This is a genomic window from Chitinophaga hostae (assembly GCF_018224885.1).
Taxonomy (GTDB): Bacteria; Bacteroidota; Bacteroidia; order Chitinophagales; family Chitinophagaceae; genus Chitinophaga; species Chitinophaga hostae.
The window spans coordinates 62,761-88,961 of record NZ_JAGTXB010000022.1; the positions used below are offsets into that span (position 1 = coordinate 62,761).

A 26,201-nucleotide genomic window follows, 5' to 3' on the forward strand; every position below is an offset into this window, starting at 1 on the left:
CTCACCTGCTGGCTGTCATTGCACTGCTCTGAACAAAATCTCCTCCCGACCCTGAAAGATAAATAATTATTATTTTATTTCAATGGTATGGTGTAAGGTATCCACATTGAAATTAATCTTAGTAGCAGTGGTTGCTTTTATCAATTCCAGCAACGGGGAAATACTTTCGGGCTTTGGCATCAATGGAACATTATAGTGAAATTGGTTGAATTGCCTGTTCGTAAATATAATCCTGTAACCATAACGCAGCCCTAGTTGCTTCATTAAATCATCAAATGCAATGTCTGTAAATGAAATCTGACCTGATTTCCAGGCCAGGGCATTTTCCGCGCTGCCGGTGCTTACGTGCACCACGCCGGTGAGGGTATCATACACCGCCTGCTGCCCGGGCAGCAGGTATTGCATAGTGGCAGATTGATGGGCGATTCCAACAGCGATTTTACCCTGTGTCAGGGTGGTGATGATCTGTCTGCCATAAGCATTTATATTAAATGAAGTTCCCAGTACCTGCACTACCTGGCTATTCACTTTAACAATGAATGGTTGCTGTGTATTGGCCGCAATTTCAAAATAGGCTTCCCCGTTCATTTCTACTATTCTTTGGCTGCCGGTAAAAGCCGGTAAATAATGTAAACGGGAACCCGCATTCATCCATACTTTACTGCCGTCGGGTAATACAACGGGTTGTGTATTGTTCGCCGGTGTGTCTTGCGTGATATAATCAGGTGCGTCGTTAGCCGGAAGACTTTTTTGTTTAAAAAACAACCATGCCGAAGCAGTGATGGCAAGCGGTATAAAAATAGCAGCAGCATAGCGAATGGCTTTACGCCACATAGGAACTGCAGGAGCAGCTGTCGCCGGCAGTGATAGACGAGCTTTAAGTTGCTTAAGATCTTCAGCTGTATTTACCCCTTCCCAACCCTTCAGCTCACCTGCCTGTGAACGGATAGCCATTATTTCTTTTAAAAGCTCCAATTCTTCGTTGCTCATTTCTCCGGCAGATACAGGTGATCCGCTTTGCTCATTAAGCAAATAATGGATCTTTTCCCAATCGATCTCCGTGTTTTTTCTATGCTTACCCATTATATTGTATTATGACAGTTGAAAAGGAAAAAAGGGTGACTCCCCAGATAGAAGCTTGCTAAAACAAGGATGGAGGTAATTTCACAATGCTGTCTCAGGAACAGGTAGGCCTTTCTGATTTGTGTTTTTACCGTATTAATGGAAATATTCATTTGTGCGGCTATCTCCAGGTACTTTAAACCATCTATAGCGCTCATGGTAAAAATCCTGCGCCGCTGTTCCGGTAATTGGTTGATGGCTTTTAAAAGTTTTATACTGTAATTTTCATTTTCCACGTTTCCGGGTTGCAGATCATCCCCGCTATAAAACATCCTTTCAATTCCGGGCTGATGCCGTAGCCTTACCTGCTCACTTTCAAGATAGTTAAGACACCTGTTTTTAATGGAAACATAGGCATAGGCCTCAAAATTATCAGGCTGCCCCTGGTGTAAATATTTCTCCCAGTATTTCACAAAAAAATCCTGCACGATATCCTTTGCTGCGTCATTGTTTTTGACAATACTATAAGCAAACTGACAGAGTACTTCGTAATACTTATTAAATAAATATTCCAGCCGGATTTGACTAAGACTTGTATTGCTCATATTATCGCTAACACTAAAATGGCGTTGGAATTACTGCGTTTGTAGTAATCTTTTCATTAGTAAATATAAATGATATAAGCATATGACAGCTACGAATTCAAATTATGGTAAGAGGGGCGTGGAACGCGAAATGAATTACAGGAGGAAATAAAAACAAAAAAGGACAAACCTGAGTTTGTCCTTTTCGTGCCCAGAACTGGATTCGAACCAGCACATCCTTGCGAACGCTGCGACCTGAACACAGTGCGTCTACCAATTTCGCCATCTGGGCATCGCATTCTCCCCGTTAAGGGATTGCAAAAGTAAGCGTTTTTTTAAATCCACCAAATTTTTTTTCAGCACGCAAAAAAAAATCGCGCAAAGCAACAACGGCCCTGCGCGATCTTTTACAAAAAACTTTATTATACCGCTATATTAAACTCACGCAGCGTATCATTTAAGCTTGTTTTCAGATCGGTGGATGCTTTACGCTGACCAATAATCAACGCACAGGATACCTGGTATTCGCCCGCAGGGAATTTCTTGGTGTATGTACCCGGAATAACCACGCTGCGCGCCGGTACGCGACCCTTGTATTCTATCGGTTCGCTGCCACTTACATCAATGATTTTGGTAGACTGTGTCAGCACCACGTTGGCGCCAAGTACCGCTTCTTTTTCAACTACAACGCCTTCCACTACAATGCAGCGGGAACCTACAAAGCAACCATCTTCAATGATCACCGGGCTGGCCTGCAGGGGTTCCAGTACGCCGCCAATACCCACGCCGCCACTCAGGTGTACATGTTTACCGATCTGTGCGCAGGAGCCTACGGTAGCCCAGGTATCTACCATGGTGCCTTCATCTACATAGGCGCCAATGTTTACATACGATGGCATCAGGATACAACCTTTGGCAATATAAGCGCCATAGCGGGCTACCGCATGCGGCACTACTCTTACTCCCAGGTCTTTATAGTTCGACTTCAATCTCATTTTATCATAGAACTCAAATGGAGGTACTTCCATTGTTTCCATTGGTTGTATGGAGAAATACAGTAAGATGGCCTGTTTTACCCACTCATTCACCTGCCAGCCGTTGGCTGTTGGCTCCGCAACTCTCAGATGTCCTTTATCTACTGCTTCTATAACCGCTTTTACTGCATCTGTGTACTGTGTCTCCTGTAAGAGGCCGCGATCAGCCCAGGCAGCCAGTATTTGTTGTTGTAAATCCATTGTCGTTTTTTTTGCAAACATAATACCTGGAAAGGATAATTTCGAATAACCAACCGCCGAATTCCGGAAATCTTATCAGATATACGTATTTCGCCATTCGTAATTCGTAATTTTGCCTTTTCGTCTGAAGCAGGTGCATTATGAAAATAGGATTCGACGCCAAGCGCGCGTTTCAGAACAATACAGGTTTAGGTAACTATAGCCGTACGCTCATCTCTTCTCTGGTAAAGGATTTTCCGGAGGAAGAGTACTACCTGTTTGCCCCTAAGCAAACTACCATGTACAACCTCAGTACCCAACCGGAATTGCACGTGGTACTGCCCCAACAGCCGCTGTACCGCTGGTTTAAATCCGCCTGGCGCAGCCGCTTTGTGGTAAAGGATCTGCTCCGTTATCATATCGGTCTTTACCATGGCCTTAGTCATGAATTGCCCTTTGGTATTCATAAGAGCGGTATCCGCTCCGTAGTGACCATGCACGACCTTATCTTCGAAAGATACCCGGAGCAGTACAACCCGGTTGATGTGCTTACTTACCGCCGTAAAGCCCGCTACGCCTGCCTGCACGCAGATAAGGTAGTGGCCATCAGCGAGCAGACAAAGCAAGACCTGGTTACTTATTATCATACACCGGCCCACAAAATAGAAGTAGTTTACCAAAGCTGTGACCCTGCCTTCGGTATCAGGTATCCGGATGAAGATATCGCCGCCATGGGCGCAAAATACCAACTGCCTTCCCAGTATTTTCTGTATGTGGGTTCCCTCATCGAAAGAAAAAACCTGATGGGCATTGTAACGGCCATGAATACACTAAAAGGTACTTTAGACCTGCCACTGGTAGTATTGGGCAATGGGAGCGGGTACAAGAAAAAAGTACAGGCATACCTGGAAACCAACGGCCTTACACAACAGGTAGTTTTCCTGAATGACCATGTACGTCTCGAAAACAGCGAACTGCCACTGTTATACCAGGGCGCCATGGCGTTGGTGTATCCCTCCATTTTTGAAGGCTTTGGTATTCCCATCCTGGAGGCCCTCTGGAGCCGCACACCGGTGATCACTTCCCATGGTTCCTGTTTTGCAGAAACTGCCGGAGATGCCGCCCTCTATGTGGACCCTATGGACCCGGGCGCCATTGCCAATGCGATGAAACAGGTGGTATACAATCCATCACTGGTAAAACAGATGCAGGAAAAAGGATGGCAACACGCACAACAATTTACACCGGAAAAATGCGCGGCTGCCATGATGAAAGTATATCAGCAACTCAATAATCAAAAATAACGGATCAACATGTTTGAAGATGATATCAGTGCGGCCATGCCCGTACTGCGTAACGGCGGACTAATCCTTTATCCTACAGATACCATCTGGGGCATCGGCTGCGATGCTACCAGTGAAGCGGCAGTGCAGAAAGTATATGAACTCAAAAAACGCAGTGAAAGCAAAAGCCTGGTAATATTATTGGCAGATGTAAAAGACCTGTTGCATCATATCGCCAATCCAAGACCCGATATCGCCGATATGATCGCTGGTTTTACCCGCCCTACTACCGTGATCTATGAAGGAGCCCTGGCCCTGGCCCCCAATGTGATCAACGAAGACGGCAGCATTGCCATCCGCATCGTGAAAGACCCCTTCTGCCGCCACCTGATAAAGCGACTCCGCAAACCCCTGGTATCCACTTCTGCCAACATCAGCGGAGAACCCTCTCCGTCCCGCTTCAGCGAAGTGTCTGCAGCCATCCGTAACGGAGTGGACTATACAGTAAAATACCGGCAGGATGAAGCCGCAAACCACCTCGCCTCCAGGATCATCAGGATAAACAAAGACGGTTCAATAGCGATAATCCGGGATTAAAAACGTTTATTTATTACATTTGCGCCCTGGTTTCAGCGAAAGGAATAAATTTAACAGGAATATTTTTATATGATCAGCAGTAAGCCGTTGGACATACCCTGCTCCCTGCAGGAAAGAAAAGTGCTGGAAAAGATAGCATTGGCCGCCCATGAACTGGGGGTGCCCGCCTATCTGATCGGTGGCTTTGTGCGGGATAAACTGTTGGGACGGAAAACAAAAGATATGGACATTGTGTGTGTAGGCGATGGTATTGCCCTCGCACATAAGGTCGCAGAAAGCTTAGGCAACAACATTCCCGTTAGCTTCTTTAAAACCTATGGCACCGCCCAGGTAAAATGGAACGAACTCGAAATTGAATTCGTTGGCGCCCGCAAAGAAAGCTACCGGCAGGAATCACGCAACCCCGAAGTATCCGCAGGTTCCCTGCAGGACGACCAGAACCGCCGCGATTTTACCATTAATGCAATGGCTATCAGCCTGAAAGATATGGACTATGGTTCCCTGCTCGACCCATTCGATGGCATCGGCGACCTTGACCGGAAAATAATCCGTACCCCGCTGGAGCCGGCACAAACTTTCAGCGATGATCCCCTGCGTATGATGCGCGCCATCCGGTTTGCATCACAACTGCAATTTACCATCGAAGCAACCGCTTTTACCGCCATCCGGGAAAACGCAGAACGCATCCGCATCATCTCCCAGGAAAGGATCACCGACGAGTTTAATAAAATTATGCTCTCCCCAAAACCTTCTGTAGGCCTCGACCTGCTCTATAAAGCAGGCCTGCTGAAAATCATTTTCCCCCAAATGATCGATATGGTGGGGGTAGAGATGTATGAAGGAAAGGGGCATAAAGATAATTTTTATCATACCTTGCAGGTAGTAGATAATATTGCGGAAAATACCCGCGACCTATGGCTCCGCTGGGCTGCACTGTTGCATGATATCGGTAAACCCGCAACAAAAAAATTTGAACCAGGTCATGGCTGGACTTTTCATGGACACGATGCGGTAGGAGGTAAAATGGTACAACGTATTTTTACCCGGATGAAATTACCGCTGAGTGATAAAATGAAATTGGTAAAAAAATTAGTAGAATTACACCTGCGACCCATCAGCCTCACCAAAGAGAATATAACAGACTCGGCTATCCGCAGATTATTATTCGATGCCGGAGATGATATCGAAGGCCTTATGATGCTCTGCGAAGCGGATATCACCTCGAAAAATAAAGCCAAGGTAAAAAGATACCTGGAAAATTTTGAACTGGTCCGCAAACGACTGAAAGAAGTAGAGGAGAGCGACCGGATCCGCAACTGGCAACCACCTGTCACCGGCGAAATGATCATGGACACATTTGGTCTGAAACCCGGCAGGATTGTTGGTGAACTGAAAAGCGCCATCAGGGAAGCTATCCTCGACGGCGAAATCCCCAATACCTATGAAGCAGCATACGCTTTTTTATTGGAAAAAGCCGGCGCATTGAATCTTACCCCGGTTAAATAAAATTGGTAATTTTACAGTGCCATAATAGATATTCACTAGCATTTTGGAGCTACCGTTAACAGCGGCCGTTTAAAACATTATATAACTTATAACCTTTTTGTCATGCCGGTTTTGAAATTCAGAGTTTACTGGGAAGAAGATGAAAGTGTCTACAGGGACATTGCCATTAAGCCGAATCAGACGTTCTTATTATTTCACCAAGCAATTTTGCTGGCATTCGAATTTGATTCAAAACATAAAGCTACCTTTTTCCGTAGCAACGATAACTGGCAACGTGGCCGCGAAATTATCCTGGAAGCAGATAATCAGCCCCGTAAAGCAGAACCCCTGCTCATGGCCGACACCATGATCGCAGCTGCTGTAAAAGACCCTAATCAGAAATTCATTTACCTGTACGACTTTGCCAAAAACTGGTCTTTCCTCGTAGAACTGATCGGCGTTTCCAAAGATGAAAACAGTAAAATAGTATATCCTGCCTGCGTTCGCAAAGAAGGCCTGGCACCCAGTCAATATGGCACAAAAGGCCTCGTTGGTGATAAACTGGTGGAAATGGAGGAAAAATACGACCTCAACAAAGAAGGTATGGATGCCGACGGATTCGGAGAGGAAGGAGAAGAAAGCGACGCTATGGGCAGCGATGGTGCAGAAGAATTCGGCAGTGAAGAAGACAACAGCTTTTAAAACAATAATTACGAATTTCAAATTACGAATTACGGATTTGCAGATAGATGGTTAAGCGAAAGGTCATTCGCTATTATCTAGCCGCAAATCCGTAATTCGTAATTGGTCATTCGTAATTCCTAATTCCATCACACACGTATGCAAAAGACTGTCATCATTATCGCAGGACCAACAGCCTCCGGCAAAACCGCTTTGTCTGTACAAATGGCGCAAAGCTTCCAAACAGCTGTGATCTCTGCGGATTCCAGGCAATGCTACCGGGAAATCAGCATCGGTACGGCAAAGCCATCCACGGAAGAACTGGCGGCAGTTCCGCACTACTTTATCGATTCACACAGCATAAAGGAAGAGGTCAATGCAGGCATTTACGAAAAACTCGCCCTGCAATACGCCGCTGAGATATTCGAAAAAAATGAGGTCGCCGTGATGTGCGGCGGCACCGGTCTTTATATCAGGGCCTTCGCCGAAGGCATCGACGATATGCCTCCCATCGCACCCGGCATCCGCACCCACCTCAACGAACAATTTGCACGCAATGGCATTTCCTGGCTGCAACAACAACTGCAGGAACGCGACCCGGGATTCTATGCTACCGCCGAAACCCAGAACCCCCAACGACTGATCCGCGCACTGGAAGTGTTAAACGCCACCGGCAAATCCATTACCACCTTCCGCAGCGCTACCCGCTCCCCACGCGATTTCAGGATCATTAAAATAGGTATCACCCCTCCCAAAGAAATCCTGCATCAGCACATCCATCACCGCGTTGATCACATGATCCACGCCGGCCTCGTGGAAGAAGTAAGATCGGTACTCCCTTACCGCGAACACAACGCATTACGCACTGTCGGCTACCAGGAAATCTTTAGCTTCCTCGACGGATACATCTCCCTCGACCAGGCCATCGATGATATCAAAACACATACCCGCCAGTACGCAAAACGGCAACTCACCTGGTTCCGGAAAGACCCCGCCTTTCAATGGTTCGACGGCCGGCAAACAGATGAAATTATTGCCCATGTAAAGCAACAACTGTCCTGAGCCAACCATCGCACCTCCTTGCTTTCCCTTCTCCCGGAAAATATAATTACGGACATTCTTTGTGCTAAAACCGAACAATTATTATTTATACGTCATGTATAAATATTTTATTTTTAGGGAGATGATATCATGGCATTTTGTTAGCTGCTACATATCTCTTTTACAGACTTCCGCTTATGATCCGAAACTATCTGAAAGTCGCCTGGCGCCATTTGTTGAAAAATCCCCGTTTTACCATGCTGAACCTGACAGGCCTCTCTACCGGCTTGGCCTGTACGCTGCTGATCTACCTATGGGTGCATGATGAACAATCATTCGATCATTTTCACCGGAACGATCGCCAGCTGTTCCAGGTAATGGAAAATACAACACACGAAAAGGGAATAGAGACATCTGCCGGAACACCGGCGCTGTTGGCGGCTACACTGCCCGCCACTATGCCGGAAGTGGCCTATGCTGCGGTCAGTACGCCACCCAACTGGTTTCCCAAAGTACAATTGCTGGCAGGCAATAAAAATGGTAAGGCTGCCGGTATATTCGCCGGAAAGGATTACCTCCGCGTATTCACTTATCCTTTACTCCAGGGCAACAATCAACAGGTACTGGCCAACAAAAACGGGATCGTTATTTCCGCCAAACTGGCCCGGGAACTGTTTCTTTCACCCGCCAACGCAGTAGGCAAAAGCATTATATGGCAGATCGATGTCAATAAAAAGACAAGTATTGTGACCGGCGTTTTTAGTGAAATACCCGCCAATTCTTCCACACAGTTCGATTTCATACTACCGTTCGATGATTTTCGGGAAATCATGAAAATCACATCACTGGAGCCACAGGGCCCCTTCCTGACCTACCTTGTGATGAAGGACGGCGCCAATATTCCTGCCTTCAATGCAAAGCTGAGCAGCTTCATGACCTCCCTCACGAAAGGCGCCACCGCGCCCCGGCAGTTGTTCCTGCAGCGCTACAGCGATAACTATCTCTATGGTAATTATGAAAACGGCGTCGCTGCCGGAGGCCGTATCAGCTACGTACAACTGTTTTCGCTGATAGCGCTCTTCATCATTATTATCGCCGGTATCAACTTCGTAAATCTCTCTACCGCCAAAGCTTCCGGCCGGATGAAGGAAATGGGTATCCGCAAAGCCATCGGCGCCAACCGCGCCACACTGGTGTTGCAGTATCTCGGCGAATCCATGTTGCTCACTTTCCTGTCGCTGGTGGTGGCTTTGATCATGGTGATATTATTCCTCCCTCACTTCAACCAGCTTACCGGTAAAACCCTGGCGCTTTCATTCAATCCAACTATGGTACTGGCTGTGTTGGCCATAACCCTGCTAACCGGGCTGCTGGCAGGCAGCTACCCGGCATTATACCTCTCCGGATTCAGTCCGCTGTCTGTCCTCAAAGGAAAGATCCCGACGGCTACCGGGCAACTCATGGCCCGCAAAGGCCTGGTGATCTTCCAGTTCACCCTATCCGTTTTATTTATGGTGGCGGTGATAACAGTATACCGACAGATCGCCTATGTACAATCCAAAAGCCCGGGATATGATAAAGACAATATTGTTTACTTCGATGTGGAAGGCAAGGTGGCTGGTAATACGCCAGCTTTCCTGGCAGCCCTGAAACGAATTCCCGGTGTGGTAAACGCTTCGGGCATGGTAGGCAACGTGCTGGGCGCACCCGGTATGGGCTACACCTGGAAAGGGAGAGGCAGGGTGGAAACAATTCTCTGCCGCCCCTTTATGGTCAACTATGATATGATCGAAACGCTGGGAATGGAAATGGCCGCAGGCCGCCCGTTTTCCCGCGATTTTGGTACTGATAATACAAAAATTATTTTCAACGAAGCAGCCATCAAAGCCATGGGTATCGAAGATCCCGTTGGAAAAGTAATTGAGTTTAACGGAGAACAACTGGAGATCGCAGGCGTGGTGAAGAACTTCCATTTTCAGTCGCTGCATGAGGCGATCAAGCCCCTGTTTATGCGGCTGGATATGCAGAACAGTACTGTAATGGTGAAAATAAAAGCCGGACAAACAAAAACGGTATTAAGCCGTCTTGAAGCATTTTACAATGCCTGCAATCCCGGTTTTACCTTCGATTGCAAATTCCTGGACGATGATTACCAGGCCCAATACGTGGCGGAGAAAAGGGTAGCAGCACTTTCAAAATATTTCACCGCACTGGCAGTATTGATTTCCTGCCTGGGCCTTTTCGGGCTGGCCACTTTTACCGCAGATACCAGGCGCAAGGAAATCAGTATCCGCAAGGTATTGGGTGCTACCGTTACCAATGTGGTGATGATGCTTTCCCGTGAATTTTTCCGCGCAGTAGCAGTAGCCATCGTGATCGGGTTACCGCTGGCCTGGTATTGCATGGACTACTGGCTGCATAGTTTCGCTTATCATATTCGTTTAGGCGTGGACGTATTTTTGCTGGTGGGTGTGGTGATGTTGTTAATAACATTGCTGACCGTGAGTGTACAGGCTATCAGGGCAGCTATGGAAAACCCGGTTAAAAGCTTAAAGATGGAGTAAGCCATGGTGATTATTATCGGGCAGCCATTAGGATCTCTGATAACCTGAGTAAATAGTTGAATACCCACGTCAGAAATAAAGTTAGCAGGAGAAATGGCAAAATATAAGGCACCAGCAGGTAATAAAGAGACGGTGTGGAAAGGGACATGGTAGTATACAGAGTGCATGGTGCTGTTACTCTTTTCATAGCCAAAATGTCGCCCTTTTTATTGGCGTTGAAGAGAATTCCGTCATTGGATGATTTAAGCAATGGAAGATTATTTTCGATGCATCGTAACCTGCATATATTTTTGAATTGAGTTCTGCCCGTCTCTGTGCCGCCAAAGAAGCTTTCACTGGACAACATCAACATAGCACGGGTGTCATCATTTAAATGAGAGGCTATAAAAATACTATTAACCGCCTCATAGCAAATACAAATGAAATAGTTATGATCTTCAATCCGGAACACGTCATTATTGCCTGGATCGATAGAAAAATTATATGAATCGGTATTTAGAAAAGACAAGTATGAGGGGACATACTCCTCAAGCGGCACGTACGACTTTTTAAGTTTTATGTTAATAATGTCGGACTGATTGATCATTAACGCCGCATTGTATCTACTATATGTCGTATTGACGCCCATGGTCTGTTCTACATGAAAGCCATTCGTATCTGGGACATTCAGGATAGTTCCAGTAATGATATTGTTGGTATTCCAGGCTTTTAGACTTTTTTTTATAAAAGCGTACACATCAGTTGTGGGAAATCTGTTTAGCCAGGTATTATTTGAAACGAGATCCTCAGGAAGGATTGTAATAAGAGATTTGTTAGAAGATGGTTGTCTCAATAGGGTGTCTATTGTTTTGAGCTTATTTATGTCGCTGATGGGATTATCGCCGGTTATGGCAGTGCCTACAAGTGTGATCCTTTTTTGAGGAGCATTGTTTTCGGTATTAGACATCGAGGAGATAATTCCGGATAGTAACAGAGGCAAAATGGCTATTGGTATACATATTTGAAGATATTTTGATGTATTGGTCCTAATAAATGCGAGATAAATAGAATAGTTACAAATTAATATCCACGCCGATCCACCCAACACCCCTAAATAGGCATACCATAAAACCCAATGGGGATTTTTTCCAAATACATTCCCGACTGTTAGCCAGGTCCAGGAAAAGTCCCATACGTGATGAAAATATTCAAATAGGATCCAGCATACAAGTAAAATGAGGTGGCCCCCATGTTTTATTCTTAGGAGCTTAACAAAAAGCCGCCAGCAAATAACAGGTAGTAGAAAAAGAAACCCATTAATGAATAAGGTGCCCAAGCCCTTGTAAAGGCGGACTTCACAAAGCCAATAGGTGACCACGACATTCCATGTAACATTGAGGATGTATAGCTCAAGGTAGTAACAACGATTCCTTTTTTCATTGAACAGCCTTCCCATATAAGGTATAAAAGTAAACAGGGAAAACAAAGGGTGCATATACCAGGAAGCATACATCAGGACGGCAAAGAGCGACCAACATATAATAAACGACTGGATATGCTTAAACGTCTTATGACCGCAGTATGAAACAAGGATGGTGTCGCTTGTTAAAGTCATGGCATTTACACTGGATTATTTATTATATCAGCAGGCTACTTTTAAAAGTAAGTAGTCTGCTGATTTTTAGAAGATGTTCTTTGTATTAAGGACGTGGTGGAAAAATTGCGTTGATTACTAACATCATTTCTGATGCTGTTGCTGTATATATTGCGTACTTTTCGAGTCCGGTAGGGCTGTTTACAAATGAATAATTAGCTCGGCCAATAGTTACTGTTAACGTGGCCTTATCAAACATAACTCCCATAGCGTTTACAATATCTTGATAAGATAATGTATACTTGCCGTTGTCGGGTACCCGAAGTGCAGTGTATCGTTTTCTGTCCTTTGGGGGCCAAGGGGAAGTGCTGGTACCTAGATTTCCTTGCAATCCATCATCGTACTCAAGTACAATGACAATTCCTTTGTCATTTTGGGGATCTGCGTTCCAGTATAAATCATAGCTCCCAGTCTGGTCCTTAACATAACAGACCATAGTAAAATAAGAGTCATTCCCGTATTGTTGTGTTTGCATTTTACCAATTCCAAGATCCAGTCTTAGAGGGAAATACAAGGTTCCTGTACTAACTGCCGGCGTTCTAGCATTGCCTGCTCCGCTTCTGGTTGGTGGGCTGTATACAGGGTTAACAGCGATATTCTGAATTGTCCCTTGCACAGAGGTGTATTCGCCAATGTGATCTCTCGGATTAGCTGCCGCAGATGGCTCAGCGTTCTTTAGACTATAGAAAAAGCCATTACTTTGATAGGGGTGAGCCAGAATTTTACCGAACGTAATATCTCCACCCGGAATAATATTATTATTGGCATCATAAAAGGCGCCTCCAAATTGAAGAGTGCTAGATACTGTTCTTGCAGGAGTAGAGGGTGCAAGAGTCTGATAATGTTTTATTCCAAAAGTACCGTTGACGGGCGTTTCAATAAAGGAGTAAAAAGCCATGATGTCGTTACCCACTACGCTTTGAAATGCTGAGATTTTTTTGACATCTATCTGATCCAGCTGCTCACTTTTTTTTGCTTCCTTTTTGCTACACCCAAACAGGGCCAATAAAAGTACAATATATAAATAAGGTGTTTTCATTTTAAAGTTTGTTAAGGGATTGACAATAGAATTACCGGCAGGTGGCAGTTGATACATACTGAAGAAAGGCCTCCTCAGCAGGCTGCCCTTTATGCAGCGTGGTTGTGTAGCGCAGATTTGCCCTGCCTTGTCTACTGCTTGTGCATAAATTACAATCTTCATAAAAATCAACCGTTAACTTGGAGCTTACTTCCTTGGGTACATTAATCATTAGAAAATCTCCTTTCTTTTTCCAAATAGTAGTATAGGTAGCTGGCGAATAATTGTTGATGGGTGTATTGGGTTCAACGGTTATTTTACAAAAGTAAGTTGTGTTAATACTCCCTGTCAACGCCGATGCTCCATCTACTAGTTTGGGATTCCCTGAGTTGGTGGGCAACAATGGACAGCTCCGTGCATTGTAATTAAAGAAAGCCAGTGTTAGCTTGCACTTTACTGCTGTTAGCTGTGGGGGGGCGGTGGATTTTTACTGTTACTTTTGTCACTGCCAGGCTTGGCCATACTGGTTAGTATTACCGACAATAGTACGACTCCAAAGGTCATGAAGGGTTTTTTCATATAGCTTTTTTATATTGAAAATGGGTTTACGCGGGTTACATTAAATTAGGTTTCCTAACACAGTGAAATAGTGTAACAAAAGAGGGGCGAAGTTATATAAAAAGTGAAATAGTAAAAAAAATATCGCTGCAGGTGTAGCGTATTTATAAATTTTTTTTGTACAAAAAAGCCCCGAAATCCTTATGATTCCGGGACTTTTAAAATTTATGACAAGATAGTTTTCTCTTGAATGTTGTCTAGAATTTGAATCCGATCGTCAGCATAATATTGCTCCGGGTATAATCCAGTGCAGCAGCTTTTGGCGTATAGGCTGCATCAAATACAGTATAAGGCTGGTATCTGTCCTTGCCTTGCGTATAGCTGTAAGTGGCATCTGCATAAAAACCTTTGTTTCGGAAACCAAGACCGCCACTGTATACTTTGCGGGAAGCGTCTACGCCGGCATTGTAGCCATCGTTGCTGTATGGATTACCATAAGCGGCGAAACCAAGTCTTACGGCATACATCGCCTGGAACCTAACCTCAGCGCCTGCACGAATATTGGAAGCAGATTTGTAAATCGCGCCGATGTTATTATTCAGACTATTCTCTGTGCCTTTGTTGTCACTCATTCTGAATTTACCGGACGATTGGTTTACATATTCATAATCCGCTGTAATAAATCCCTGTGTTGTTTTAGGCTGCGACAAATCGCCGAAGAAGTAGGAAGCGCCTGCAGCTGCTCGTAAGGGAGCTGTGTAACCATAGTCATATTCTACTGCATAGCCATTCGTTCCGTCAACAGATTTGGCCGGTACTTCGCCAGCTCCGTCTTCGATATCGGAATACAATTCAGAAGTATAACTGTCGTGGATTGAATACCAGGTAGGCGTTACAAAAGTACCTCCCAGCCGGAAGTGATCAGATACCTTGTACAGGATACCGATTTTACCACCAAAACCCAAACCGGTGCGCTTCAGGTTTTTATAGTAATCGAAGTAGCCAAAACTATTGGTTTTGTTGGCTTCATCGGCATCATCTTCCGACCAGCTAAGCGTTTCCTTATAGTTGATACTTGGCAGGTTGATGCTGGCGCCGATGTACAGGCGGTCGCCATAGTTACCACCAATAGCGAAGGTGTATTCATTTAATCCCCCTTCTGTTTTCAAGGTACCTCTTTGTTGAATACCGGCAGGTAGCAATCCGCCGATCTGTCTGGAAGGGGAAGCGAGGCTCATGGGTTGCTTATTGCCGGTAGGCGGCTGATAGTCCTGCGTCAGGCCGGTAGCATCGGAGAGGTCGGTCCCAAGGGCGCGGGTAGCGTCCGAGCCGTCAAAAATATCATCTACCCACACGTCGCTTAAAGAGGACTTTTTATTGTTCCCGGCAATCGTGATTTCGTTGTTATAGTTGGCAAGACGCTCTATTCCCAACGAAAAGGAAATATTGTTCCAGGTGCTTTTGCCATCGTTTTTATTGGTGGCCATTACAAGGCCGAGCGATGGCAGCTGGAAATTGGAACGGTTTCCTTTGTTGTCGAGTGAGCCGTTACCCAGGTAGGTAGAGATATTTTGTGTGATAGCCACACCGCCGGAAATATGGAATTCGCCGGTTTTGAAAATCGCAATACCTGCCGGGTTAAGATGAGCGGATGAATAGTCTCCTCCAAGACCAACACCTGTACCACCCAGGGCCTGTGTTCTCGCCGTACCATGAGGTTGCATTGGTGAATAGAGTAGGGCGTCGTTGGAACTCTGGGCCATGGCTGTCACAGATATAAACAAGCCGCCTAAAAGAGGATAAAGTCTTTTAATCATGATCTGTATACTTAAAATGAGATTTGCTTTGCAGGCTAAGCTAATGTGCTGCTAACGTGTGCTGCAATATGTATAACGGTTATATGGGCAAAACCTTGCGTGAAGATAAAAAATAAGCGTAGGTTTTTAGGCTACGCTTATCTTGTGAATATTTTATTAACGGCCTCCCCTGGAAGGACGGCTATAACCGCCACCGCCGCCGCTGCCACCACTACTTCCACCTACACGACCACCGCCGGAGCTGGGTGTGTAACTTGGAGCCGGAGAAGGAGAAGGAGCAGGTCTGCTGTATTCTACACGCTGCGGACGGGAATAATTATTGTTGCCGCCATTGCCGCTGTTGTCCTGGTAAACGGGTCTGGTTACCGGTCTTTCAGAGTTGGACTGCTGGAATACACGGCGTGGTCTGTCGCCGGATCCGCCCGGATTAACTGTACCGCCGTTATTGCCATTTACAGGTTGGAAAACACCACTTCTGTTTGGACGGCTATATCCGCCGCCACCGGTGCCGCCACTGTTAGTATAGTTAGCTCTTGGAACCCTGTCATTGCTTGATCTTACCGGGCCATAGGAGTTGGACGGACGGGTGCGATAGTAACCACCGCCATAGAAACCGCCGTGGCCATAGTATCCACCGCCATAGTAACCACCACCATAGTATGGATAGTAGTAGGAAGGCCAGTAACTGCCAACATAAGGATAGCCCCATCCGCCATAGAAACCGCTGTTCCACGGGCTATAGAAGCCACCCATGCCCCAACCGAGACCAAGGCTCAGGGAAGGACCATAGAAGCTGCTGTATGGGCTGTAACCCCAACCAAATCCACCGTATCCAAGTCCGTAACTATTCATCATATACATATTGGAAGCGGCATTGTAACCATCCCAATAATCACCGGAATAGTTGCTGCCACCACTGCCAAATCTGTTCAGTCTGCGCTGATAATCGCCCTGGTCCTCATCCTGGTAAGTCACGTAGTTGCCACCATCTTCCTGGTTGCCCTGTACATAATTGGCATCATTTTCATCCTGTCTGCTATTACCGTTCGAACCATTCGAAGAGGCATAGGTACGCTGCTGTTGACGCGGAGAGTAATATACATCATCCGGGGTCTGAGCCGTTTTATAGGTACTGGAACACGCTCCCAGTGCGAGCGATGCGGCCAGTCCAATGTATAATATAGGCTTCATTTGAAATATGTTTTAAGCGTGATTCGTATAGTAAATTTACTCCTTTTTAACGGATTTAACGGGAAGAAAGTTACAATAACATAGCCTGGCTTATATTATTTTGTGATAACTGTTTGCAACGTTATGTTTTTCATCTATGTTTGTGGAATTTTCTTCTTACATGAAAATGACAAAAACTAAGCCAAACCGGCCCGGAGCAATCAGGGAAACGGATTTAATTTTGTCACGACAAATTGAGGTGAAATTAGCTTAAAACTAACGATATATAAATAAGGTATAATTTTTATGAGTAAAGAGATTACAGCCCGTTCGGAAGACTATTCAAAATGGTATAATGACCTGGTATTGAAAGGCGGCCTGGCAGATTATTCTGCAGTAAAAGGTTGTATGGTGATCAAGCCATATGGCTTTGCTTTGTGGGAAGCCATGCGCGATGTACTGGATCGCAAATTCAAAGAAACCGGTCACCAGAATGCATACTTCCCGCTGTTCATCCCTAAAAGCTTTCTGAGCAAAGAAGCCGCACACGTGGAAGGATTCGCCAAAGAGTGCGCAGTAGTAACGCATTACCGCCTGAAAAATGACCCCGATGGCGGCGGCGTAATCGTAGACCCGGAAGCTAAACTGGCAGAAGAACTCATCGTTCGCCCTACTTCTGAAACTATTATCTGGAATACATATAAAGACTGGATACAGTCCTACCGCGACTTACCCCTCCTGATCAATCAGTGGGCAAACGTAGTGCGCTGGGAAATGCGTACCCGGTTGTTCCTCCGCACCACGGAGTTTCTCTGGCAGGAAGGGCATACCGCCCACGCTACCGCCGATGAAGCTATCGCAGAAACAGAACAGATGCTCAACATCTACGCTGATTTTGCAGAAAACTATATGGCGGTTCCCGTTGTACGCGGTCTGAAATCACCGAGCGAAAGATTTGCCGGCGCCGTTGAAACCTATTGCGTGGAAGCCATGATGCAGGATGGTAAAGCTTTACAGGCTGGTACTTCTCACTTCCTCGGTCAAAATTTTGCCAAAGCGTTTGACGTACAGTTCTCCAATAAGGAGAACAAACTGGAACACGTATGGGCCACTTCATGGGGTGTGTCCACCCGCCTGATCGGCGCCCTCATCATGGTGCACAGCGATGACGACGGCCTGGTAATGCCACCTAAAATCGCGCCTATACAGGTGGTGATCGTGCCTATCTACAAAGGCCCCGATCAGAAAGCCGGTCTCGATGAAAAAGTAAATGCCATCGTAAAAGAACTCAGAAGCGCAGGTATCAGCGTGAAATACGATGATTCCGATAACAACCGTCCTGGCTGGAAATTTGCAGAGTACGAAATGAAAGGCGTACCCGTTCGTATAGCCATCGGTGCGAGAGATCTCGAAAACAACGTGGCAGAAGTTACCCGCCGTGATACAAAGGAAAAAATGAGCCTGTCACTGGATGGATTACCCACCCGCATACAGGAACTGCTGGAAGAAATACAGCTCAACCTCTTCAACAAAGCAAAGACTTTCCGGGATAGTCATATTACCCGGGTAGATACTTTTGAAGAATTTGAGAAAGTACTGGACGAAAAAGGTGGCTTTGTAAGTGCTCACTGGGACGGTACCGCCGAAACAGAAGAACAGATCAAAGACCGCACTAAAGCGACTATACGTTGCATCCCGCTCGATAACCCTCAGGAAGCCGGTACCTGCATTTTAACAGGTAAGCCTTCAAAAGAAAGGGTGTTGTTTGCGAGAGCATACTAGGAAAGAATTACGAATGATGAATCACGGATTTGTGAGGAGATTATTGTGAATAATCTTCCGGTCTATTTCCGCCCAAATCCGTGATTCGTAATTCATCATTCGTAATTCTTTACGACAAACCATTAAAATGTTCCGATGCCCTTGAACCGTTACATAATGCTATGGGGGCTGGTCTTCTTTTGCACTGTTACAACAACCCTGGCCCAGGGACTGATGATCCGTAACTATAATGTGAAGGATGGACTGGCCAACGCCACTGTTTATGCTGCTGTGCAGGATAAAGACGGATTCATATGGTTTGCAACTCCTACAGGTGTCAGTAAATTCGATGGAAAAAGATTCCGCAACTACGCTAAGAAAGATGGTCTTACGGATAACGATGTGGTAAAACTGGCCGCCGATTCCGAAGGCCGCGTATGGTTCTTTACCCTCAACGGTAAACCTTCCTTCTACGATAAATCCGTTATCCATAGCGAAGAAAACGATACTTCGCTGATCTTCAACAGCCGCAGTCATTACATGCAATATGCCTTTGAAGGGAAACGCGGTTACATCTGGTTCCTCAACTCCAACAACCGCATCGTTCAATACAACGGCAGAAAAACAACTTACGATAAACTGGGCGCGTCCGGGGCCGATCTGTTTTTCCTGATGCGCAACGACAGCATCTTTCATCCGCTCCAGGCCTCCTTCCATCTCGAAAGCCTGAAAGATCCCGGTAACCCCGATCAGAAAATATATCCTGTATGCCCGTTCCCGATAGAGGATGCTGCATTGCATACCCGTATCAATGACAGCGCCATCGTGATCATCCGCAACACTATCTATTCCTTCACCGCAAAAGATGCCATATGCTTCTTCAACGGCGCGGAGTGGGGCATTCACGATGATATCAGTCACATGTGCATCGACAACGATAACCTCTGGGTGGGTACCCAGCGTGCGCTGTATTTTCTGAAAGGATTTTTTAAAGGAGAGCGGAATGCTATCCGGCTGCTCGACAACCACTATATTACTTCACTGCTGAAAGACAGGGATGGTAACATCTGGATTACAACTTTTGGCGATGGCGTATATAATATCCCCTATAAGAATTTTTATTTCAGCTATCTCGATAATACCAACGGACTTTATTCCCACTCTATCTTCAGCATCAGCAAGGATAAAAAGAATAACCTGCTGCTGATCGGTCAAAATGCCGGTATCCTCAATATGATGGATGGCCAGAACCGCATCAGTAAACAGTTTACGCTGGATACCACCTCAGGCCGTAACAGTGTGCTGGCAATTCTGCCGCGCAACGACGACCAGGCTATCATAGGCACCGATAATGGGTTGTATAAATTTAATACCCTCACGCATAAAACATCTCTCCTGAAAGCAGTAAAAATGCTGAAGGATGTTGACATTACTGCCTCCGGCAAAATCAGGATCGCCGCTAAAAACCAGGTGATCGCGCTCGACGAATATACCATCGGTGACCTGGATATGCTGGCCACCTCCATTGCCTGTATCAACGATTCCGATTACTATGTGGGAACCAATGCAGGCCTCTATTTCTGTACAGACGCAAAACGGCAGTTGGTACCCGCCGGTGCGGACACGCTCCGGAAAGTCAGTATCAAAGACCTGAAATGGATAAATGGTTCGCTCTGGATCGGTACTGCCGACCAGGGTATTTATGTCATGCAACAGGATGCTATTGTGAAGCACCTGTCGACCGCCAATAACCTGGCCAGCGATATCTGCCAGCAACTCTATTACGATGGTATCGGCCGCCTGTATGTGGCTACCAACCGGGGAGTATCCGTGATAGATATAAAAACACAGTCCATTACAAGGAATATTACTTCCAACGACGGACTGAATTCCGACGATATCCGCGGTGTTTATTCGGATAATGGCACTTTATATATCGCTACCTCCAACGGGCTATGCTATTTCAATGCTGATAATATCCCGGTAGATACCGTACCACCGGTGATTTACCTGAATAATATCCGTTATGGCGACAGTACTTTCCTGCCCGCAGATGATTTTGTGCATCTCTATAAAAGGAAAGCATCTTTCGAAGCAGAATTCGGAACCATCGTTTTCGATCTGCCGGAGCTGGTCGAATACCAGTATAATTTTTCGGGAGATACTACCAACGGCTGGGTTACCACCATGTCGAACATCATCCCGTTCCCTGACCTGCAACCCGGTGGCTACCGGCTGATGGTGAGGGCCCGTAAGTATAAGAGCGACTGGTCCAAAACGCTGACCATGGACGTGGATATATTGCCCAGGTGGTACCAGCAATGGTGGGCCAGGGGCATCCTGCTGCTGGCTGCGTTGCTGGGAATACTGGCAGGTTTGCGTTACATTATCCGGCGTATTAAACAGGCGGAAAAACGGAAAACAGAATATAACCGGCGCATCGCGGAACTGGAAGCCAAAGCGCTGACCAACCAGATGAATCCGCACTTTATTTTCAACTCGCTGAACTCTGTACAGCACCTCATCCTGGAAAAGGAAGAGAAACAGGCGCTGAATTTCCTCGCGGATTTTGCCACGCTGATGAGACAAATGCTCAACAATTCACGAAAATCATATATTTCGCTGGAAGAAGAAATCGCCTTCCTGACCCGCTACCTCGAGTTAGAGAAGATCCGGTTTGCACATTCTTTCACCTATCATTTCATCATGGAAGATGCATTAAAGGAATATACTATATATATTCCCCCCATGATCATACAGCCGATAGTAGAAAACGCCATTAAACATGGTCTGGCGCCAAAAAATATCAGCGGTTATCTGGAAATTCGTTTGGAAATGGTGGATGATCTATTATATTGTTCTGTGGATGACGACGGAATAGGCTGGGATAAGTCAAATAGCATTAAAAGTTCAAGGCTCATAAAACATGAGTCAACTGCACTTAGCGTGATTAAAGAGCGATTGCAGATTATAAAATCTTTTAATGGAAGTGTTGGAAAGTTAGAAATTATTGATAAATTTAAATCTGGTTTCGGCAATAAGGAAGGTACCTTAGTTGAAATACTGATTCCCATTGTTAAGATGTTATGAGTAATATAAAAGCTGCCATTGTAGACGATGAAGTCCGCAACATTCATATTTTACGCAACATACTGGAGAACTACTGCAAAGATGTGACAGTGGTCGGTGAAGCGCAGAATATCAATGAGGCGGCAGAAATGATTAAGAATAACCCCATTGATGTTCTGTTTCTTGATATTGAGATGCCGCCACACAATGGGTTTCAGCTATTGGAAATGTTCCCGGTGCTGAATTTCGAAGTCATTTTTATCACCGCGTTTCAGGAATATGCGTTGCAGGCCATTAAATTTGCCGCACTGGACTACCTGTTGAAACCAATCAAGGTAAGCGAGGTGGAAGACGCCCTGGAAAAGGTAAAGAAGAGCAAGAAGGGCCGGCTCAATGAATTGGCATCTATCCTCAAAGATTATGTCAAAAACAATGACAACGCCTTCTCCAAGATCGTTATACCGGTTAACGACGGGTATAATGTGATTGACCTTAAAGATATTATCTACTGTGAAGCGTTTGACAGCTATACCAAAATTCAGCTGATCAACAACGTTTCCCATCTCATTTCAAAATCGCTGAAGGAATACGAGGAAATGCTCTCTGATAAAGGATTTTATCGGGTGCATAAGTCTTTCCTGATCAATATCCATCACATTGTTAAGATTATCAAAGGGCTGGGAACAGCCGTAGTGATGAGTGACCAGAAAAATATTCCTATCTCTTCCCGTAAAAAAGATGAATTCTTTACCCAGCTGAAAGGGGTGATCAATTTGTAAAGCCTTTAGCAATTAGCTGTTAGCTTTTAGTATGATATTTTAACAGGCCAGGCCGCGCTGAGCGTGCCTGGCCTGTTGCTTTTTGCCCGTTTTTACCACGCTTAACACATGTTTTAAAGCATTCGCCAAATCAATCCCTCCTTTCACGGATTAATGGAAAGTAATATCATATACTTATACTATTTTCATAATGGGTTTTCATAGATGGCTGATTACATGGTCCGCTTTTTCAGGCAACGCATGTATGACTTAATGGAAAAGTCCCGCTACCGGTTAACCCGGGGCGGGACTTTTTGCAGACCTATAAAACTATTTTACGGACGGGGTCAGAGGTTTTCTGCTCCTGTACCGGTGGTAATATTGTAATAATAAACGCTGCTGCCTTTTTCAGGATAGAAGCCAATCAGTTTCAGGCTCTTTTGTTTTTCCACGGCATTGCTCAGGTCATCTACACTTGTAACAGGGGTGTTACCGGCTTTCAGTATCACAAAGCCCGGCGCCATAGTGGTTTGTTTTTTCAGGATACCATTACCGATGTCATTCACGATTACGCCGCCGTTTACACCCAGCCTGGCCGCATCGTCTTTATCCAGTTCGGATAAATCGGCGCCCAAACGATCCAGGGTAGTCACCTTTACCAGGTCGGTATTTCCTTTCAGGTTTTTCAGGACTATATCGTTGGCCGTTACTTCTTTATTGTCGCGCAGGTAAGTCAGCGAAATTTTATCGCCTGGTTTGTAGCGGGCTACCTGTTCGCTGAGCTGGGAGGTGGTGGGGATTTTCACACCGTTTACAGCGGTGATCACATCGCCTGCACGCAAACCGGCCGAAGCTGCGGTGCTGTTAGGTATTACTTCGGTTACCTGTACGCCGTTCACATCCCTTTTAATACCTGCATCCTTTAACTGTTCATCGCTCATATTGGCAATGAGGGAAGAAGGTGCGTATTTAACGCCGAGATAGGCTCTTTGCACATTGCCATATTTCAGCAGATCGTTGACTACCTTTTTAATGAGATTCACCGGAATCGCGTAGGAGTAACCTGCATAAGAACCTGTAGGAGAAGCAATGGCAGAGTTAATACCTACCAGTTCGCCGGCAGTATTCACCAGTGCGCCACCGCTGTTACCCTGGTTTACAGCAGCATCGGTTTGTATAAAGGATTCGATGGCGCTGTTTACCTTACCACCGCTTCTGTTGATACCAATGGAGCGGGATTTGGCGCTTACAATACCAGCGGTTACTGTAGCATCCAGGTTTAACGGATAACCTACGGCAAGTACCCATTGCCCTATTTCCACATTATCGGAGTTACCATAAAGCAGGTAAGGAAGTCCCTGGGCTTCTATTTTAATAACAGCCAGGTCGGTGCTGGGGTCTGTGCCAATCAGTTTGGCTTTAAATGTTTTGTTGGAGTTGCTGAGCGATACACTGATATCATCAGCATCGGCAATAACGTGATTGTTGGTAACGATATAGCCGTCGGCAGAAATCAGTACACCGGAACCGGAAGCCATCTGGCCAGGTACGTAGTACCTGCGGCCATCTCCGCCGCCATTGAATTCATCGCCAAAAAATTCATCTCCAAAGAGGTCCTGCAGGATACTGCGTCTTCTTTGCAGGTTATTGCCGTTGGTCACCTGCCGCGGGTTGATTTTTGTTTTGATATGTACAACGCCCGGGACTGCTGCCTTGGCTGCGGTGGTGAAGTCGGATGGGGGAGTCGCGTTCGCATTGCCTTCCGTGCCTGGCATATAGCGTGCATAGTTTACCGGGATCTCGGTACCATTCTGGAAAACGACTGGCTGCCTTGACTGGGAATATTTGCCATACACAAATATGGAGGCAGCGGCAGTTACAGCACTGATAAGAACAGTTGTAACGATTTGCTTGAATTTCATATTATAGTGTGTTTGCGTGATAATTAATAATAACGCAGGGATATGATCAATTTGCATGCCCTTGCCACAAATTTAATTCGCACGAGGAATCAAATGCAACAGGGCCGATTTACTTTAACACATTTTTATCGTAATCGTTAAACAGAGCCTAATATCCCACTGACAAGCCTGTCAGCCTGCCTGTCAATATAACAAGTAATTGCGACAAAATGTTAGGGCGCCTTCGGCGCTTGTCTTTGGGCAGGATTAGATTGATTTTGAAGATTATAATGATTTTTATTTTTGGGATTTAAAAAGATTTTGGAAGATATAGGCAGATAGATTCGCTCAGATCTGCCCGGATCTTTTTAAATCTTCCAAATCACTGAAAAAAAATCATCTTAATCTTCAAAATCAATCTAATCCTGCCCGAAGACAAAGGCCGAAGGCCTTCCCTCCGCGCTATAATTCCAGGAAGAACTTCATGGTATCCACCCCGTCAGCATAGTCGATCAGGGAAGGCTGCTGGGCATTACCGAAAGGCGTGAATGCCTGTCCTACGAGGCATTGCACGGCCTCTTCGCCGGAAAGCTCCTGTTGCAGCTGCGCCATATCGATGTAATAGCTGTAGTGTAATACGCTGATAGGGGAGAAGAGCGACGTATTTTCCTGTAGCAGGATGCTGCCATTGGTCATATAGGGACTGTTGTTCAGCAGCAGTAGCGCCAGGTTATAGTCGTAATTGTTTTTGTATTTATGATGATCGATCAGGTGGCTGTATTTCTCCAGTGCTTTGAGCAGGGGTACAAAGTCGTAGTTTACCGGCACATATACTTTCGTCACATTCCTGCATCCCAGGCCGAAATACAGCATGATATCATCTGCCAGGGCGGAGAGTTCTTCCGGTGATTCCCTGCCGGTGAGTATGGCGGCGGAGGTGCGGTTATGCCGGATGATATGCGGGTATTTGGCAAAGTAGTAATTAAAATACCGGGCGGAGTTATTGCTTCCGGTAGCGATATAGGCGTCACAGTTCTTGAGCATATCCTGCACTTCGGTTTGGTGAGCCTGCTCAGGGTACCATTCGGCCATTTTCTCCAGGATATGTTTCATCAGGATTTCATCTTTACCAGACAGCTTCATTTTTACCCGGTGTCCGCTCACAAATCCGCAGAGCCAGTCGTGGAAGCCTACCAGCGGGATGTTGCCGGCGGCGACAATGCCTGCCGTTCTGGATGTCCGCATTTCGCTTGCCTTCGGATAACCCTGTAACCACTGCCTGAGGGGAGCAGGAGAAAGGAAATATTGGGAGATATTCTCCAGTGCAATGTCTATAAAGGAAGGGATAAACCATCCGTTTGCGATATAAGCACGCTCTTTTACTGCTTCCAATTCCGGGCTTTTAGCCGCCAGATACTGCCCCAGGCGTACCAATGCGGCTTCTTTTTCTGCTATGTTCATGAAACTATATAAATAATTGACTTAATTAAACCGGGAAAATTTTATTTTTGTCACACAAAATTAATGGCTTACTACTTAACCAAAAAGTTTACACTATGGCAATTAAGATAACAGACGAATGTATAAACTGTGGCGCCTGCGAACCGGAATGCCCCAACAATGCGATATATGAAGGCGGTGTAGAGTGGGCGTTGGCTGACGGCACCACTGTAAAAGGCTCCTATACGCTGATGGACGGTAGTGTAATGGATGCTGACCAGCGCAATGCGCCTATCAGCGTAGATACCTACTATATTGTGCCCAACAAATGTACAGAATGCCAGGGATTTCATGAAGAACCGCAATGTGCAGCGGTTTGCCCGGTAGATTGCTGTGTTCCGGACGAAATGTACCAGGAAACAGTAGATGAGCTGATGGGTAAGAAGGCCAAACTGCACCTTTAAAATATTTTCAAGGAAGCTTAAAAAACCGTTACGGCTTTGGCCGGGACGGTTTTTTTTATGTAATTTGAACGCAACAGGCGCACGCTGGCTGCTCTTGACAA

At 45.7% G+C, this 26,201-nt stretch carries 19 protein-coding genes, 1 tRNA gene and 1 pseudogene; 10 read left to right on the forward strand and 11 right to left on the reverse strand.

Annotated elements, in window-relative coordinates; genetic code table 11:
• Positions 1-69: 69 nt before the first annotated feature.
• The 4 genes from KE626_RS29145 to KE626_RS29160 form a co-directional block, all read right to left on the reverse strand.
• Positions 70-1,083 (reverse strand): FecR family protein, encoded by a 1,014-nt coding sequence (locus KE626_RS29145; RefSeq protein ID WP_211976594.1) that lies wholly within the window; start codon positions 1,081-1,083, stop codon positions 70-72.
• On the reverse strand, positions 1,083-1,667 hold the full coding sequence (locus tag KE626_RS29150) for an RNA polymerase sigma-70 factor (RefSeq protein WP_211976595.1): 585 nt from the start codon (positions 1,665-1,667) through the stop codon (positions 1,083-1,085). The genes KE626_RS29145 and KE626_RS29150 overlap by 1 nt, the downstream gene beginning before the upstream one ends.
• Positions 1,668-1,854: 187 nt before the next feature.
• Positions 1,855-1,938 (reverse strand) — tRNA-Leu (locus tag KE626_RS29155).
• A 130-nt stretch (positions 1,939-2,068) separates the two neighbouring features.
• Positions 2,069-2,881: a 2,3,4,5-tetrahydropyridine-2,6-dicarboxylate N-succinyltransferase gene (locus tag KE626_RS29160; protein WP_211976596.1), complete on the reverse strand. Its 813-nt coding sequence runs from the start codon at positions 2,879-2,881 to the stop codon at positions 2,069-2,071.
• Positions 2,882-3,021: 140 nt separating this feature from the next.
• On the opposite strand from KE626_RS29160, the gene KE626_RS29165 reads away from it, so the two are divergent.
• From KE626_RS29165 to KE626_RS29190, 6 genes are all read left to right on the forward strand, one after another.
• Positions 3,022-4,164 carry a glycosyltransferase family 4 protein gene (locus KE626_RS29165; RefSeq protein WP_211976597.1) on the forward strand — a complete coding sequence of 381 codons (1,143 nt, stop codon included), beginning with the start codon at positions 3,022-3,024 and terminating at the stop codon, positions 4,162-4,164.
• Positions 4,165-4,173: 9 nt separating this feature from the next.
• Positions 4,174-4,740, forward strand: coding sequence for an L-threonylcarbamoyladenylate synthase (locus KE626_RS29170; RefSeq protein WP_211976598.1), 567 nt, complete (start codon positions 4,174-4,176; stop codon positions 4,738-4,740).
• Between the two features lie 69 nt (positions 4,741-4,809).
• Positions 4,810-6,246, forward strand: a complete 1,437-nt coding sequence (locus KE626_RS29175; protein WP_249207782.1) for a CCA tRNA nucleotidyltransferase — start codon at positions 4,810-4,812, stop codon at positions 6,244-6,246.
• Positions 6,247-6,348: 102 nt separating this feature from the next.
• The gene (locus KE626_RS29180) at positions 6,349-6,927 is read left to right on the forward strand and encodes an IS1096 element passenger TnpR family protein (RefSeq protein WP_211976599.1); all 579 of its coding nucleotides are present in this window, start codon (positions 6,349-6,351) and stop codon (positions 6,925-6,927) included.
• A gap of 138 nt (positions 6,928-7,065) precedes the next feature.
• The gene (gene miaA, locus KE626_RS29185; protein WP_211976600.1) at positions 7,066-7,968 is read left to right on the forward strand and encodes a tRNA (adenosine(37)-N6)-dimethylallyltransferase MiaA; all 903 of its coding nucleotides are present in this window, start codon (positions 7,066-7,068) and stop codon (positions 7,966-7,968) included.
• Between the two features lie 176 nt (positions 7,969-8,144).
• Positions 8,145-10,511, forward strand: coding sequence for an ABC transporter permease (locus KE626_RS29190; RefSeq protein ID WP_211976601.1), 2,367 nt, complete (start codon positions 8,145-8,147; stop codon positions 10,509-10,511).
• A 13-nt stretch (positions 10,512-10,524) separates the two neighbouring features.
• Here the strand turns inward: KE626_RS29190 and KE626_RS29195 are convergent, their stop codons facing one another.
• The 5 genes and pseudogenes from KE626_RS29195 to KE626_RS29210 all read right to left on the reverse strand — a co-directional run bounded on the left by KE626_RS29195 (position 10,525) and on the right by KE626_RS29210 (position 16,728).
• On the reverse strand, positions 10,525-11,457 hold the full coding sequence (locus KE626_RS29195; RefSeq protein ID WP_211976602.1) for a carbon-nitrogen hydrolase family protein: 933 nt from the start codon (positions 11,455-11,457) through the stop codon (positions 10,525-10,527).
• A 117-nt stretch (positions 11,458-11,574) separates the two neighbouring features.
• Positions 11,575-12,105: pseudogene (locus KE626_RS35225) on the reverse strand (hypothetical protein); the annotation flags it as partial.
• 85 nt (positions 12,106-12,190) lie between these two features.
• A complete protein-coding gene (locus KE626_RS29200; protein ID WP_211976603.1) occupies positions 12,191-13,345 on the reverse strand; it encodes a hypothetical protein in 1,155 nt (384 codons plus the stop codon).
• 632 nt (positions 13,346-13,977) lie between these two features.
• Complete coding sequence (locus tag KE626_RS29205) at positions 13,978-15,537, reverse strand: OmpP1/FadL family transporter (protein WP_211976604.1); 1,560 nt, start codon at positions 15,535-15,537, stop codon at positions 13,978-13,980.
• Positions 15,538-15,693: 156 nt separating this feature from the next.
• The gene (locus KE626_RS29210; RefSeq protein ID WP_211976605.1) at positions 15,694-16,728 is read right to left on the reverse strand and encodes a hypothetical protein; all 1,035 of its coding nucleotides are present in this window, start codon (positions 16,726-16,728) and stop codon (positions 15,694-15,696) included.
• Positions 16,729-17,013: 285 nt separating this feature from the next.
• Here KE626_RS29210 and proS point away from each other — a divergent pair, with 285 nt between their 5' ends.
• The 3 genes from proS (at position 17,014) to KE626_RS29225 (ending at position 22,316) form a co-directional block, all read left to right on the forward strand.
• A complete protein-coding gene (gene proS / locus KE626_RS29215) occupies positions 17,014-18,489 on the forward strand; it encodes a proline--tRNA ligase (RefSeq protein WP_211976606.1) in 1,476 nt (491 codons plus the stop codon).
• A 141-nt stretch (positions 18,490-18,630) separates the two neighbouring features.
• Entirely contained in the window at positions 18,631-21,558 is a 2,928-nt protein-coding gene (locus KE626_RS29220) for a sensor histidine kinase (protein ID WP_211976607.1), read from the forward strand.
• Entirely contained in the window at positions 21,555-22,316 is a 762-nt protein-coding gene (locus tag KE626_RS29225) for a LytR/AlgR family response regulator transcription factor (protein ID WP_078672331.1), read from the forward strand. The genes KE626_RS29220 and KE626_RS29225 overlap by 4 nt, the downstream gene beginning before the upstream one ends.
• A gap of 326 nt (positions 22,317-22,642) precedes the next feature.
• Here the strand turns inward: KE626_RS29225 and KE626_RS29230 are convergent, their stop codons facing one another.
• Positions 22,643-24,217, reverse strand: coding sequence for a trypsin-like peptidase domain-containing protein (locus KE626_RS29230; RefSeq protein ID WP_211976608.1), 1,575 nt, complete (start codon positions 24,215-24,217; stop codon positions 22,643-22,645).
• Positions 24,218-24,658: 441 nt separating this feature from the next.
• Positions 24,659-25,657 (reverse strand): acyl-CoA reductase, encoded by a 999-nt coding sequence (locus tag KE626_RS29235; protein WP_211976609.1) that lies wholly within the window; start codon positions 25,655-25,657, stop codon positions 24,659-24,661.
• A 95-nt stretch (positions 25,658-25,752) separates the two neighbouring features.
• Between KE626_RS29235 and KE626_RS29240 the strand changes: the two genes are divergently transcribed.
• Positions 25,753-26,100, forward strand: a complete 348-nt coding sequence (locus tag KE626_RS29240; protein ID WP_211976610.1) for a 4Fe-4S dicluster domain-containing protein — start codon at positions 25,753-25,755, stop codon at positions 26,098-26,100.
• Positions 26,101-26,201: the final 101 nt, after the last annotated feature.